Raw genomic sequence first — 14,585 nt, 5'->3', positions numbered from 1 at the left:
GATCTTGTGCGGCGGATCCGGCAATCCCCCCGAAATTTAAGGGTGTCTGAAAATAGAATTTTCTCGAAGATGACAGAGGAGATTCTGATGAAGAAATCAAAGTACAGCGTCGCGCAGATTATGGCGATCTTGAAGCAGGCTGAGAATGGTGTGCCGGTTGCCGATCTGTGTCGCGAACACGGCATGGGTAGCGCGAGCTTCTATAAGTGGCGTTCCAAGTATGGCGGTATGGGCGCCAGCCTGATGGCCCGGATGAATGAGCTGAACGAAGAGAACAGGCGCCTGAAAAAGTTGTATGCCGAGAAGAGCATGCAGAACGATCTGCTAAAGGAAGCCTTGGGAAAAAAGTGGTGAGGCCGTCTCAAAGGCGCGAGATGGCCGAATGGGCGGTGCGCTACCGATCCGCCGGCATCGCTCTGGCTTGCCGGGCGTTCCCGATCAGCGAGACCTGCTACCGATATCAGCCAAAGCTCAGCGATGAGAACGAGTTGATCGCGGATTGGTTAGTGGCGCTGACGACAGCGAAGAAGACCTGTGGCTTTGGCCTGTGCTTCCTGCATCTGCGGAACGTCAAAGGCTTTGGCTGGAACCACAAGCGTGCCTACCGCATCTATCGCGAGCTGGAGCTGAAAATGCGGATCAAACCAAGGAAACGGCTTCAACGGGAGAAGCCTGAACCACTGGCCGTGCCTGAAGCACCGAAGGAGGTCTGGTCTATGGACCTCATGGCGGATCAGCTGGCGGACGGTCGGTCCTTCCGGATGCTGAACGTGCTTGATGACTTCAATCGTGAGGGACAGGCCATTGAGCGACTTCTCGCTGCCGTCTGAACGCGTGGTCAGGACACTGAACCAGATCATTGCCTGGCGCGGGAAACCGTTGGCCATTCGCGTAGACAATGGCCCCGAATACGTCAGTGCCAGGCCTCAGAACTGGGCAGAAAAGGCCGGGATCGGCCTGATCTACATCCAACCGGGCAAGCCTCAATAGAATGCCTATGTCGAACGATATAACCGGACTGTCCGAACCGAATGGCTGGGGCGATATCACGTTAACAGCATCGAGGAGGTGCAAGACCATGCCACCCGTTGGCTCTGGACATACAATAACGAAAGACCAAAAATGGGGATCGGCGGGATGACCCCGATACAGAAATTGAGAGCAGCTTAGATTCGACTGACGCGCCCCTCTAAAAATGGGGGGATTACCCTTGGTTTAGATCAATGGCGTTAGGCCGCTATCTTGTCCATCGCTCTACTCTGCAAAAATTCTATTGGTGTCAGGTCGCCCATTGCTGAATGTGGTCTATGCCAGTAGCAATCCTCCCGCCATAAGAGCGCACAACATTGGTGCGTGCGCCCTTAAATCGCTTAAGCGTCGGAGGAGACTTGCGGAACGGATGTCCCGATGTCCCAAAACAGACCAGTCATCACCTCGACGCCTTCGCGGCAGACGGATTTCAACACATGCTCATCGGGCGCGTGCTGTTTGCAGCCCATATAGCTGTGCGGCACCCAAACCGTTGGCAGACCCAAAACATCGGCAAAGCAATCGTTCGGCAAAGACCCAGCCAAGTTGGGAATCACATGCGGGTCTTTGCCTGTGGTTTCTTTCAAAGAGGCTTTGACGTAGCTCACCCAAGGATGGCTTGGGTTCAAACGGGTCGCGCCAAACACGCCCTTGTCCAATTGCACAACCTGCACTGCTTGAAACCCATGGGCATCCAGATGGCGGCGCAGGGCTGGCACGATGTCATCCACATCCGTGCCCACCACATAGCGCAGCTGACAGCGGGCAAAGGCCATGGGCGAAATGGCGTTCACCGGTGCTTCGGGGATGCCGGCCTTCATCGCCTGTACCGTAAAGCTGTTCCAGCCGTAGGCCCGTTCCGCTGGGGTCAGGGCTTCTTCGCCCCAATCTTCATCCACCTTGGGGTCATCTGTGTGATCCATCGGCAAAAGCGCCAAGGCGTCGCGCACCTCATGGCTGAGACTGGTGGGGCGCCATTCGGGGATTTGGATTTGCCCGCGCGCATCAGTGATTGTCGCCAAGGCGTGGGTCAAAATGATCGCAGGATCGGCCAAGAGCCCGCCCCAATTGCCCGAATGATGGGCCCCTTCGCGCAGGTCCACAACCAGATCGAAACCAGCCCCACCGCGTGCGCCCATAAACATTGTCGGGCGCTCGGGACTAAGGCGGGGGCCATCTGAAGCGATAAACACATCGGCTTTCAGATATTCACGATGCATGTCCATCATCTCGGACAAACCGGGAGAGCCGATTTCTTCGCTCATTTCCATGACGATTTTGACGTTAAACCCAAGCTTGCCGCGCGTCTTTAACACGGTCTCAAGCGCTGCGATATTGACCAAGTGCTGCACCTTGTTGTCCGCAGATCCGCGTCCGTACAGGTTCTCGCCTTCTTCGATCAATTCAAACGGCGTCAGGCCCTCACGCCATTCGCCCTCTTGCCCCCAGATCACATCGCCATGGCCATATGTCAAAACCGTGGGCAAGGCCGGGTCCTCAACGCGCGCACCAAGTAAAAACGGCCCGCCTTTGATTTTCGTGCTCGGGTTTTCATGGATGCTGCATTCAAAACCCATCGCCTCAAGGCGCGGCTGAATGGCTTCGACCAAATACTGTTCCAGCACGGCCTCTTGGGCAGGATTTTGACTTTCACTCTTGTATTTAACCAAATCCGCAAGCTCGGACTGAAGGCGACCGCTTTCAAAATACTCGGTTGCTTGGCTCACTGCATCTGCGCGGGTCATACCCTATTATCCTTGTCGGTTTTGTTCGGTTTTGAATTTCGTTGTACCAGCATTTTGGCATGATCGGCCTTGCGCCGCGTCACGTTCCCATTGAGGTCTCAGCATCATGCAAATGACACTTGATCCGCCCATGCTCGAATGATTGGCTCCGCGGTGCATGATCGCGACAAAACTCAGTGGCAAGCGCGCAACGCGGGTGAAAATGGCATCCTGACGGCGGATCAATCGGGTTTGGATAAGCCATGCCAAGCTGCGTATCAGGCACGTCCATGTCGGGGTCAGGCGTCAACACAGAGTCCAAAAGCGCCTTGGAATAAGGGTGGCGCGTTTGATCAAACAGACCTTCGACGGTGTTTTCCTCGACGATCTGCCCCAGATACATCACCGCGACCTTTGTGGCCAAATGTTCCACCACCGCCAGGTTGTGACTGATGAACATATAGGTCAGGTTCAGCTCTTCGCGCAGCTCGCCCAACAGGTTCAAAATCTGACTTTGAACTGACACGTCCAAGGCTGACGTTGGCTCGTCGCAGATCACGATTTCAGGTTTCATCACCAACGCACGCGCGATGGCGACCCGCTGCCTTTGTCCACCTGACATTTGGCTTGGATAGGTGTTGAGCACACGGCTGGGCAGCCCGACGATATCCAAAATCTCGCGCACAGATTTCATCCGCGAGGCTTCGTCGCCAACGTTGTGCACCCGCAATGGCAAGGCGATCAGATCTTCGATGCTTTTGCGTGGGTTCAGCGAGGAATACGGGTCTTGGAAGATCGGCTGAATGCGACGGGCCACCTCCATCCGGTTTTCGGTGCCCAGCGGTTTTCCATCAAACAAGACCTCGCCCGTTGTCGGTTTTTCCAAACCCAGCAAGACTTTGGCCATCGTCGACTTGCCGCATCCGCTTTCCCCGACAAGCCCAAGAACGTCACCGCGTTCGAGTTTGAGCGAAATATCGTTGAGCGCGGTCAAGGGTTTGGCCGTACCAAACAACCCTTGTTTGACGGTATAGGTCTTGGTCACATTGCGCAGTTCAAGCACCGGTGTGGTCGCTTTGGTCATGCTGAAACCTCCGCGTTTTGTGTTTCTTTATGGGCAAAGCCCGTGTCATCCACGCAGCGAAACGCGTGACTGCCATCGCCCGACACATGGCGCGGAATGTCACCGCGACAGGCGTCGCTTGCATAGGCGCAGCGTGTGCGGAAAATACAGCCTGTTACATCGCCGATCAAAGACGGAACGATGCCCGGAATAGTGCCAAGTTTTGAGCCGCGTGCAGTCGTGCCGGGCAAAGGAATGCAATTGATCAGACCACGGGTGTAGGGGTGGGATGGGGCTTTGAAAATCTCTTTGGCATCGCCGGTTTCCACCAGCTGGCCCGCATACATCACCGCCACTTTGTCAGCGATCCGCGCCACAACGCCAAGGTCATGGGTGATGAAAATCAGCGCCATGCCCATCTCTTTTTGCAGGTCCATCAACAGCCGCAAAATCTGTGCCTGGATGGTCACATCAAGCGCCGTGGTCGGCTCGTCCGCGATGATCAATTCCGGTTCGCACATCAGCGCCATGGCGATCATCACACGCTGACGCAACCCGCCAGACAGTTGGTGTGGATATTGCGACAAGCGGCTTTCTGCGGCGGTGATCCCGACCTTTTGCAGCAGCTCGATGGCGCGTGCGCGGGCCACGGAACGGCTCTTGCCGCCGTGCAGTAAAAGCGCCTCCATCAGTTGATCACCGATGGTGTAGGCCGGATTGAGCGAGGTCATCGGCTCTTGGAAAATCATCGACATCCGTTTGCCGCGCAAGTTCCGCATGGTCTTGGCATTGGCCTTGGTCAGATCAACGCCGTCGAATTCCATTTTGTCTGCGCGAGGGCGCAGACCACGGCCCAGTAATCCCATAAGCGCCAGAGAGGTCAGGGATTTCCCCGATCCACTTTCGCCCACGATACAGAGGGTTTCACCACGCTTGAGATCAAAATCGATCCCGCGTACAGCGTGCAGCGTGCCTGTTTCCGTTGGGATGTCGATGGTCAGGTTTTGGACGGACAACACGGGTTTTTCAGATGTCTGTGTCATGATCAATTCCGACTTTCTGGGGCAGTCACGTCACGCAGACCATCGCCCAATAGATTGATAGCGAGCACCAAAACGAACAGCACAGCACCAGGGATCAACACCAACCAAGGTTCAAACAGCATCATGTTTTTGCCCTCGGACACCATCAACCCCCATGATGGGGTTGGGGGTTGAACGCCCAAACCAAGGAAGGACAGAACCGCTTCCAACAAAATGGCGTGGGCCATTTCCAAGGTCACAACAACGATCAGATTGTTGAGGATATTCGGCATGATTTCGGACAGAATAATACGCGGCGTCGAGGCCCCGATGGCAGAGGCCGCGGTGACATAATCACGGTTGCGCACTTGGATGGTGGAAGAACGCATCACCACAGCAAACCGGTCCCAGAGCAATAGCCCGAGCACACAGATCACCACCGTCAATGAGCCGCCGAATAAGGCCACAACAGCCAAGGCAACTAGAACCACAGGCATGGCCAAACGCACGTTGATCAAAAAGGTCACGACGGCGTCAACGCGCCCGCCAAAGTAGCCCGCACAGACACCCAAAATAGTGCCGATGGTGCCTGAAATCAAAGCGGCGACCAGACCAATCAACAGCGACACACGCGCGCCGTAAATCAACCGCGACAGGTAATCACGGCCCAGGTGATCCGTGCCTAGCGGATGCTCCCACGAGCCATCCAAAAACACAGGCGGCTGCATCCGCGCCATCAAGCTTTGCGCATAGGGATCATGGGGCGCTAACAGGGGGGCAAAGAGCGCCACCAACACCAGCAGACCAAAGACGATCCCGCCAAAAATCAAACCATGATGGCCAAAGACACGTTTGCGCATTTTTTGCGCGGGTGTCAGGCCGACAACCTCTTGCAACAGCGGATCCGGGCCAAGTGTTGAGGGGGTAACGTTTGTCATATCACGAGCTCCTCATGCGTGGGTCAAGCCACGCGTTGAGCACATCGGCCAAGAACGTGAACACGATGTAGAACATGGAAAAAATCAGGATAAGCGCCTGTACCGTGGGCAGATCGTTGCGCGAAATGCTTTCATAGGCCAAGAACCCCGCGCCATGCAGCGCAAAGATGGATTCAACCACGATTGACCCGCCAAGCATGAAGCCCATCTGCACGGCAGCGAGGCTGACAACCGGAATAATCGCGTTGCGCAGGGCGTGTTTGAACAAGACGATATGTTCGGGTGCCCCCTTGGCGCGCGCCGTGCGGATGTAGTCGGAGGACAGGACCTCAAGCATCCCAGCCCGCGTCAAACGCATGATGGCAGGCATGGCGTAATAGCCCAAAACAATCGTCGGCAAGATGAAATGCGCAGGCGTTGACGCACCCGAGGCCGGCAGCCACCGCAGCTTGATCGAAAAGACAACAACGAGGATCAGACCGAACCAAAAGGACGGCATCGCCTGACCTGCGACGGACAGAAAGAGTGAGAAGCGATCAATCTGAGAATTGGGGCGCATTGCCGCCAAAACACCCAATGGCACGGCGGTCAAAAGCGCAAAGCTGATGCCGCAAACCCCAAGCAACATCGTGACCGAAAGCCGGTCTGCCAACAGGGTCGATACCGGCATCTTGAAGTAGTAACTTTCGCCAAAATCACCGGTCAATGCGCCGCCGAACCATGACAGGTATTGCACCACCAAGGGCCGATCAAAACCGTAGAGTTCATTGATGGCCTGAATATCGGCAGAGGTCGCTCCCTCACCCGCAAGCGCCGTTGCGGGATCGCCGGAAAGATACAACAGAATGAAGCTGATGATTGAGACGGTTATGGCAACCAAAAAGGCCAGCCCCAACCGTTTGAGGATGAATTTGAGCACGAAGAGTCACCTATAATAGCGACGCGATTGGTCGTTTCTAGGAATGGGATCGAAAGCTAAAACGGGCCGAGCACTGCAATGCCCGGCCCATAGGGAAACCCCTATTTCCAAGCCATCGTCGCGAACCGCAGCACTTCGTCCGGGGTTGGCGTGTAGTCGACTTCGTTGGTGAACACATAGTTGGTGTTGTAGGAGAACATCGGCACCATGTAGGCGTTGTCCGCGATCATGTTGAGCGCTTTGGAGTAGTTCTCAACACGCACAGCCGGATCGGTGGAGGTGTCTGCGACGTCCAAAATCTCGGCCAGCGCAGGGTCGCGGACCGCATCCAAATCGCCCAGTTTAAAGAACTGGCCCGTGAAGGCGGAGGTGTCGTTGATCGAATATGAGCCCCATGTCTGGAAGTTCACAGGAACGCCACTTGTCGCTGACAAATCGCGCAAAGCGGCATATTTCAACATGTTGAAGTTGGTTTTGATACCAACCGCGTTGAGATAGCTGGAAATCGCCTCTGCATAGTCACGGTTGCGGTAGGCATAGAAATCAGTCGTGAACCCGTCTGGGTACCCTGCTTCGGCCAAAAGCGCTTTGGCTTTTTCTGGGTCGTAGTCATAGGATGTCACGTCGGTGTCGCAACCAAATTGGCTTGGGAAACATGACGAATTAATGACTTGGCTGCTGCCTTTCAGGAGCGCATCGACGATGGCGGTTCTGTCAATCGCATGTGCGACGGCCTGACGAACTTTCAGGTCTGTAAAGGGTGAGTCAGGTGTGCGGCCAGCGACGTCCAGCAACAAGAAGCCAACCCGCATTGTGCTTTCGTTCACCGCTTGGAATTGATCCATTTGAGCAAGTTTCCCAGCCTGATCCGATGGAACCTGCCAGATCAAATCCAGTGTGCCGTTAAACATTTCGGCCATCTGGGTATTGATGTCTGGGATGGTGCGGATGTCGATTTTCTTGATCGTTGCTTTGCCTTTGGGGCTGTCGTGGTAGCCGTCGTAGGCTTCCAAAACAAAGTGCTGACCCGGCTCAACTTCGGTCACTTTGTAAGGACCTGTTCCAACAGGGTTTAGCGCCATGCCCGCGGGGCCAACTTCGGCGTAGTATTCATTGGGATAGATGGACACCGGACCAGACAAGAATTCGATCGCCGAAGGAAAGGCCGATTTCAGGTGGATACGCACGGTGTAGTCGTCAATTCTCTCAGCGGATTTCATCCAATTGACGTTGCGCTGGGTTTTGACGCCGTTTTCAGGGTTGGAGACGAAATCAACGGTGTAGACAACATCATCGGCGTTGAAGGCTTCACCGTTGTGAAAGGTGACGCCTTCGCGCAGCTTGAATTCGATTGTGAGATCGTCGATCCATTCCCAAGACGTGGCCAGATTGCCCTTGTATTCATTGGTCACGGGATCGCGGTACAAAAGACCATCCCATACGGCGCGCTGAATCACGATCCCTTCGCGGGCCGAGTTCATATAGCTATCGACAGATTCCAGTTCTTTCGTGAAAGCCACCGACATTGTGTCATTTGCCTTGTCAGCATAAGCCGCGCCGGATGTACAAAGCGCCAGTGCGATGGCCGTGGACCTTAGAAGTGAAGGTGTCATCATAGTCTCCCGTTGAGGATTGTGTTTGTTTGTTGTTGTATTATTATTTAATACTTTATATTACTCATAAATACATTGATCCGCATCTAGGGCCACACCGTCAAGGAAAAATGCCGGACACTGCCCTTTAATCCTGCAAGAGCGTAAGAAATGGACAAAAAGCAGAACACCCTCTACGTCGGTTCCTTGGCCAAAGGCCTGCAAATCTTGCGGACCTTCGACGAATCGGCGACCGAGTTGTCTCTTGGGGAGCTGGTAAAGCGTACCGGATTGGAAAAAAGCGCGGTCCAGCGCCTTGCCAATACGCTGCATATTGAAGGGATGCTGGACAAAGACCCTGTGACCAAACGGTTCCGTCCCTCACATGCTTGGCTGGAAATGGCCTATGCCTATTTTTGGTCCAATCCGCTCGTCAGATTGGCCATGCCAAAGCTGATCGAGCTCTCACACCAATTGGACGCGACGGTCAATTTGGCCGAATTGTCGGGTGATCACGTCCTATATATCAGCCGTGTGCCGGGACGCAGCAGCCAGTTCTCCTCCAGTATCGTTGGACGCAGATTACCGGCGCTTAGCTCAGCCGCGGGGCGCGCGATCTTATCAACATTCCCGAAGGCAGAGCGCGACGTCTTGATCAACACATGGAGCGTCAACGCGCTTACCCCGCAAACCACCTTGGACAAGGCCGACATCACACGCAGCATCGAAGAAGCGGAACACCAAGGGTATGCCTTGTCGCAAAGCCAGATTATTTTGAACCAAACGGGGATCGCGGCCCCGATAACAGGACCGGACGGTCGTGCCTTTGCGGCCATCCAATGCTCGGTTTCGTCACAATTGTGGAACAGTGAACGTATCCAAACAGAGCTGCTCCCCTATATCCTTGAGACAGCCCATGGCATTGCGCCCCATGTGCGTGCCAGGTGAACTAGATGCCCCAAAACCCCCGCGAAACCGCAATCGAATTGAGATTTAACACGGCAAAGCGAGCGCGGGTTTGCCGCTAGCGATTTTCTGTATTGGCGGGGAATAAGATACCTGAGGTGTTGTCTTGCCACGTTGGATATTTTTGCATGATGCGCAAAAAACGTTCGCTGGTTTCAAAACGATCTAACCAAGTTGCTACGGAGTGGACCCGCGCGGCTTCAAACTTAGTTTTGTCAATGTTCGCGAATTGCCTGACAAATGGCAAAATCGCAAAGTCGGCCAGAGTTGGGCGGCCAAATATCCAAGTGTCGATTTTCTCATCCAAGGCAGAAAGAAACGCGGTTGCCAGAGATCTTTCGACCTTTTCGTCCGCGTCCGGATAGCGCGTAATGTACTTTGTCCTATCCAAGCTATGCTTAAACGGGCCGTCACATTTTCGTATCCAATCCCAACCTTCGTCCGGCATCTTCAACCAGTTTTCCGGATCGTTTTGGCCGAGAGACCACGACATGATATCTAAGCTCTCATCTATCGTTTGATTGTCAGCTAGCAAACATGGGACAGTCGCAGAGGGCGAGGCCGCTAGAAATGCTGGCGGTTTATGTCTCAAAAGAATTTCGCGCAATTCCGTCTCTACTCCGGAACTGTCAATGGCTAGGCGTGCGCGCATTGCATAAGGGCAGCGTCGAAAACTATATAGGATTGGCGTCGTTTGCGACATGTTATTTGGCTTGTCCTAGAACATTTTCGACCGCGATTTGCGCCATATCCAAGATCGAGTCCCTTGATGTCGCCGCCGCTATAAACAAGCCGTTGTGACAAAAGGTGGCCCCGCTAACGCCCGTTACACGTTCCAGATCATGGTTCGTCAACCCTCCCCATTCCTTTGGGAGGTCGGCTCTTAATTCGAAACTGTCTTTACTGGTACGAATGCCACCCAGTGTCCAATCTCCTTGGCCTCTGGGGTGGACAACAAAGAGCAAATGTTCCGCGTTGGCAGTGTTAACGGCATTCCAAAAAGGCATGCCTTTGGGGAGTTCGAGAATGTGCTTCCCTTCGGAGGCCTTAATCGCACGGTGAACAAGGGCGTCTGCTCTTAAATGGGCAGCGGCTTGCGACACCTGTGCTTCAATGAAAAGCTTGGCGACATTGACCGCCTCATGGAAGGCCAAGTTCTCCCTGTCTTCTTCTTCTTCATCAAACGTTGGCTTCAAAGTTTCCAGAAGATTGGGAAACGTCAAAGGCGACAACACGTCTGCGATGGACGGGTCGATAGCGCCATTGTCCAACAGATCGATAGGGAGCACGAAATTCGCGTCTAGGGTTTTGTGCACGGATACAAGTTGTTCGTGAGGGACGTTCAGTGTCTCAAGATACGCCTTCCCGAAATGTTTCCAAATCAGTCCGAAAGAGCTGAAAGGTTGACCATCCTCTCGAAGTGGGGCCCCTCGTTGGTGATGATCAAAGGCGTTGTTCTCTGCGCTATATACGCCGCCAACGTCATAAATTATTTTTTCTTTTGAAGCGGTTATCCAGTCTGGGGACCGGCTGCGCACAACGCGTGCATCTGGGTAAAGTGTCGACAAAACCGCAGTGGAGCAAAGCTCATCCGCATGAAACCCACCGGAATGCGTGACTAGGAATTTTGGTTTCATTTCGCCTCCGATTGGGTTCTTGATACTGTGTACAATCAAAGTGAGTATTAATCTCCTCCAAATACGTCTTTCAACTGCTGCATTTGTTGCTCAGATTTTCCGACAATGTGAAACATGGGGTGACGGGCCACGCATAGGGCAAGATGCCGGTAGGGTCACCCAAGTCAGAACGGTCACGGCGGCGTCGACCTTTGCCAAGGTCTTGACCCGCAAGGAGCCATGCGACAGAAATTCCAAGGCTCAAGGTTTTGAAAAATGTTTGCGACCGTTTGATAACCTGTTAACGACATCGGGTCTTGTTGCAATGGCCACCCCACTTGGGTGCCGCATTCAACTTTGACCGATTGCAAGGAGAAACACGTATGCCCGCCCCGCTCAACCCCCTTAAACAAGCGCTAAAAAACAAGGAGCTGCAAGTAGGTTGTTGGGTTGGATTCGGCAATTCCTATACAACCGAAATTATGTGTTCCGCAGGGTTTGACTGGCTTCTGGTGGATGGTGAACACGCCCCCAATGACTTGCGTTCGATCATGTCACAGCTTCAGGTTATTGATCCGTCGCCGAGCCATGCGGTGGTCCGGGTCCCCGTTGGCGACGTCGCATTGATGAAGCAGGTTCTTGAGATCGGTGCGCAATCAATCTTGGTACCTATGGTTGAAAGCGTCGAACAAGCCGCCGAGCTGGTGCGAGCCGTCCAATACCCGCCGCGTGGCATTCGCGGGGTTGGCTCTGCTTTGGGCCGGTCTTCGGGGTTTTCGGCGATCCCGGACTACGCCACCACGGCGGATGACCAGATTTGTCTAATCCTGCAGGTCGAAAACCGATTGGGATTGGACGCCTTGGATGGAATGCTGGCGCTTGATGATGTCGATGCTGTTTTTGTTGGGCCTGCGGATCTCGCGGCCGATTTGGGCTATCTTGCAAACCCGTCGCACCCCGATGTCGAGGCGATCATCGCCGAGACCTTGCAAAAGATTGTTGCCTCCGGAAAAGCGGCTGGAATCTTGACCACCGATTTAGAGGCTGCAAAACGCTACGTCGATCTTGGCGCGACATTTGTTGGGGCAGGGATCGACGTGACTTTGTTCGCGCAGGCCGCCCGGACGCTTGGGCAATCGGCCCAGAACCTCAAGGATTAAGCGCCACCTACATCTTGGGGGGAGACCGACACGGTTTTGACCACCGCATGACACGGGCTACCCTCGCGCAACTCCATGGCATTGGCGGAGCGCCGGGTCACACGTGCCAGTATTTTGCCCGCAGGTGTTACGAGCGACACGATCGCGCCGGGGCCATCTCCGGCGCGAATGGCTTCGATTGTCCCCGGCAGGATATTCAGGGCGGAAAGACCTTCGGGCCGGTGGCGGGACAAGATAACATCCTGCGCCGCGATCCGAACCCGCACGTTTGAGCCGATGGGTTTTGAGAGTTTAGGCAGAAACAGGGCAATCCCCCCGGCCGACAACTCGCTTAAACCATCCGAGTGGTGCGCCGCTATTTTGGCTTGCAAGATTGCGCCAGCGGCACGCACCCCGGTCGGCGTAAAGCTTGGGTCGCTCAACACGTCAGCGGCGCTCCCCTGACGGGCTATTTTACCATTTTCCAAAGCGACAACCGTTGTGGCCAGACGGGCAACTTCGACGGCGGAGTGGCTGACATACAGAATGGGCACCTTTGTTTCGTCGCGCAGGGTCTCAAAATAGGGCAATATCTCTGCCTTGCGGGCGTCGTCCAATGCGGCAAGGGGCTCATCTGCCAATATCAACTCTGGCCCGGCGAGAAGGGCGCGCCCAATGGCAATGCGTTGTTTCTCTCCACCGGATAGGCCCACTGGTCGGCGCTCAAGCAAATCACCAATGCCCAACATCTCGACAACCCGCGGAAGGCTTACCTTGCGCGCACCGCGGGGGGCAAACCATTGTCCAAACTTCAGGTTTTGGAGAACGCTAAGATGCGGAAAAAGCCGGGCGTCTTGGAAGATATAGCCAAGGCGACGTTTGTGAACCGGGAGGTTAATACCTGCCGAGCTGTCGAAAAGCATCCGATCATCGACTATGATCCGCCCTGTGTCGGGGCGCAACAAGCCGGCGACGGCGTTGATCACGGTCGTTTTGCCGGTTCCTGAACGACCAAATAAAACGGTCAAACCATCCGGAGCCTCAAAGCTCAGGTCGAAATGCGTGTCCCCAAGCCGATGTTGTATGTTGACAGACAGCCCCATCAGCGACCGATCCTTTGTGTCATCCGTCGGGCGAGAACTTCGGATAGGATCAACGCGCCAAGCGCAACGACGACTGAAATAGTAACCAAACGAAGGGCCGATGCCTCACCACCCGGCACCTGTAGGAACGCGTAAATTGCCGAGGGCAGGGTTTGGGTTTGTCCGGGTATGTTTGAGACAAAGGTGATGGTCGCGCCAAATTCCCCCATAGCTTTGGCAAAGGCCAAAATAGCCCCGGCAAGAACACCCGGAAGGATCAACGGCAGGGTTACAGTCACAAAGACCCAAACCCGAGATGCCCCCAGCGTTGCGGCGGCTTCTTCCAATTTTGGATCGACCGCCTCAATCGACAATCGCATGGCCCGAACCATCAAGGGAAAACCCATGATCGCGGCGGCCAATGCTGCGCCGGTCCAGCGAAAGGCCAATGTGATGCCCATGTCATGTAGGATCGACCCAACCGGCCCGCGCATGCCAAAGGTCAGTAAAAGTAAATAGCCGGTGACAACAGGCGGCAAAATTAGCGGCAGATGCACCAAGCCATTTAGGATTTGGCGCCCCGGAAAATCCCACCGGGCCAGCGCATAGGCGATGAACAATCCAAAGGGTAGGGCCAAAGCCGTCGCCCAAAGCGACACGCGCAAAGATAGGGCGACGGCGCTCCATTCTTCGGGGCTTAGCCAATCCATGGCTTATTCCGCCAGCACGGAAAACCCGTGCTTTTCAAAGATCGATTTGGCCTGTGCCCCTTGCAGATAAGTCATCAGGTTTATGGTCGCGCCGCCGGAGGTTATAGCAATCGCCGGGTATTCAATGGCTGGATGGCTATTACCCGGAATGCGCGCCGCAATGTGAACGCGCGGATTGGCCAGTGCGTCGGTTGCGTAGACAATGCCGAACGGGGTCTCGCCAAGGGCGACCAAGGCCAGAGCGGCGCGGACATTGTCAACCTGAGCCGCCAAGGGCGCGATCTCATCCCACTGCCCCAAGTTTTCAATAGCGGCTTTTCCGTAAATCCCGGCTGGTACCGACTGTACCATGGCCATGGCCAACCGTCCGCCATCCAAAAGAGCGGCCAAGTCGATGGCCTCCCAATCAAGCGCGGCTTGAGGCGTATGAGAAATCAAAACCAATTGGTTGCCGAGCAAGTTTATCCGGGTTTCGGCGCGTACCGCCCCTTTGCCTTCAAGATAGTCGACCCAATCGCTGTTGGCGGACACAAACACGTCAGCAGGGGCACCTAACTCAACTTGTCGCGCCAAGGCCGAAGATCCTGCATAAGACACGGTGGCCTTATGGCCCGTTTCAGCCGCAAAGCCCGCAACGACCTCGTCCAACGCATTCTTGAGGCTGGCGGCGGCGAACACTGTAATGTCGTCGGCGCGCACAGGGGAGGCGAGCAAAAACACCAAAGCCGCCAGCCCAGAAAGCCAGCCGCGAAAGAATGATGTGATCATGTTACCGGTCATTTGCC

At 54.9% G+C, this 14,585-nt stretch carries 13 protein-coding genes and 1 pseudogene; 3 read left to right on the top strand and 11 right to left on the bottom strand.

Annotated elements, in window-relative coordinates:
• Positions 1 to 87: 87 nt before the first annotated feature.
• A pseudogene (locus AC5EFR_RS21905) lies at positions 88 to 1,170 on the top strand (IS3 family transposase).
• Between the two features lie 200 nt (positions 1,171 to 1,370).
• Here the strand turns inward: AC5EFR_RS21905 and AC5EFR_RS21900 are convergent.
• The 6 genes from AC5EFR_RS21900 to AC5EFR_RS21875 form a co-directional block, all read right to left on the bottom strand.
• Positions 1,371 to 2,774 carry a M20 family metallopeptidase gene (locus AC5EFR_RS21900; protein WP_493577844.1) on the bottom strand — a complete coding sequence of 468 codons (1,404 nt, stop codon included), beginning with the start codon at positions 2,772 to 2,774 and terminating at the stop codon, positions 1,371 to 1,373.
• A 79-nt stretch (positions 2,775 to 2,853) separates the two neighbouring features.
• Positions 2,854 to 3,837 carry an ABC transporter ATP-binding protein gene (locus tag AC5EFR_RS21895; protein WP_493577843.1) on the bottom strand — a complete coding sequence of 328 codons (984 nt, stop codon included), beginning with the start codon at positions 3,835 to 3,837 and terminating at the stop codon, positions 2,854 to 2,856.
• Positions 3,834 to 4,859, bottom strand: coding sequence for an ABC transporter ATP-binding protein (locus AC5EFR_RS21890; RefSeq protein ID WP_493577842.1), 1,026 nt, complete (start codon positions 4,857 to 4,859; stop codon positions 3,834 to 3,836). Before AC5EFR_RS21890 ends, AC5EFR_RS21895 begins: the two co-directional genes overlap by 4 nt.
• 2 nt (positions 4,860 to 4,861) lie before the next feature.
• A complete protein-coding gene (locus AC5EFR_RS21885; RefSeq protein ID WP_493577841.1) occupies positions 4,862 to 5,776 on the bottom strand; it encodes an ABC transporter permease in 915 nt (304 codons plus the stop codon).
• A 1-nt stretch (position 5,777) separates the two neighbouring features.
• Positions 5,778 to 6,695: an ABC transporter permease gene (locus tag AC5EFR_RS21880; RefSeq protein ID WP_493577840.1), complete on the bottom strand. Its 918-nt coding sequence runs from the start codon at positions 6,693 to 6,695 to the stop codon at positions 5,778 to 5,780.
• Positions 6,696 to 6,796: 101 nt separating this feature from the next.
• Positions 6,797 to 8,311: an ABC transporter substrate-binding protein gene (locus tag AC5EFR_RS21875; RefSeq protein ID WP_493577839.1), complete on the bottom strand. Its 1,515-nt coding sequence runs from the start codon at positions 8,309 to 8,311 to the stop codon at positions 6,797 to 6,799.
• A gap of 147 nt (positions 8,312 to 8,458) precedes the next feature.
• Between AC5EFR_RS21875 and AC5EFR_RS21870 the strand changes: the two genes are divergently transcribed.
• Positions 8,459 to 9,235 (top strand): IclR family transcriptional regulator, encoded by a 777-nt coding sequence (locus AC5EFR_RS21870; RefSeq protein WP_493577838.1) that lies wholly within the window; start codon positions 8,459 to 8,461, stop codon positions 9,233 to 9,235.
• A gap of 76 nt (positions 9,236 to 9,311) precedes the next feature.
• Here the strand turns inward: AC5EFR_RS21870 and AC5EFR_RS21865 are convergent, their stop codons facing one another.
• Positions 9,312 to 9,956, bottom strand: a complete 645-nt coding sequence (locus tag AC5EFR_RS21865; RefSeq protein WP_493577837.1) for a glutathione S-transferase — start codon at positions 9,954 to 9,956, stop codon at positions 9,312 to 9,314.
• 1 nt (position 9,957) lies between these two features.
• A complete protein-coding gene (locus tag AC5EFR_RS21860) occupies positions 9,958 to 10,890 on the bottom strand; it encodes an MYG1 family protein (protein WP_493577836.1) in 933 nt (310 codons plus the stop codon).
• 362 nt (positions 10,891 to 11,252) lie between these two features.
• Between AC5EFR_RS21860 and AC5EFR_RS21855 the strand changes: the two genes are divergently transcribed.
• Complete coding sequence (locus AC5EFR_RS21855; RefSeq protein ID WP_493577835.1) at positions 11,253 to 12,029, top strand: aldolase/citrate lyase family protein; 777 nt, start codon at positions 11,253 to 11,255, stop codon at positions 12,027 to 12,029.
• On the opposite strand, the gene modC is transcribed toward AC5EFR_RS21855, so the two are convergent.
• Genes modC through modA form a run of 3 tightly spaced genes read right to left on the bottom strand, consistent with a single transcriptional unit; the run spans position 12,026 to position 14,568 of the window.
• Positions 12,026 to 13,111 (bottom strand): molybdenum ABC transporter ATP-binding protein, encoded by a 1,086-nt coding sequence (modC, locus tag AC5EFR_RS21850; RefSeq protein WP_493577834.1) that lies wholly within the window; start codon positions 13,109 to 13,111, stop codon positions 12,026 to 12,028. The two genes, AC5EFR_RS21855 and modC, sit on opposite strands and share 4 nt — an antisense overlap.
• Positions 13,111 to 13,800, bottom strand: a complete 690-nt coding sequence (modB, locus tag AC5EFR_RS21845; protein WP_493577833.1) for a molybdate ABC transporter permease subunit — start codon at positions 13,798 to 13,800, stop codon at positions 13,111 to 13,113. The genes modC and modB overlap by 1 nt, the downstream gene beginning before the upstream one ends.
• Before the next feature lie 3 nt (positions 13,801 to 13,803).
• Complete coding sequence (modA, locus tag AC5EFR_RS21840) at positions 13,804 to 14,568, bottom strand: molybdate ABC transporter substrate-binding protein (RefSeq protein WP_493577832.1); 765 nt, start codon at positions 14,566 to 14,568, stop codon at positions 13,804 to 13,806.
• Positions 14,569 to 14,585: the final 17 nt, after the last annotated feature.

The organism is Pelagimonas sp. (assembly GCF_058892305.1).
This window is presented reverse-complemented; position numbering and strand designations above follow the sequence as displayed.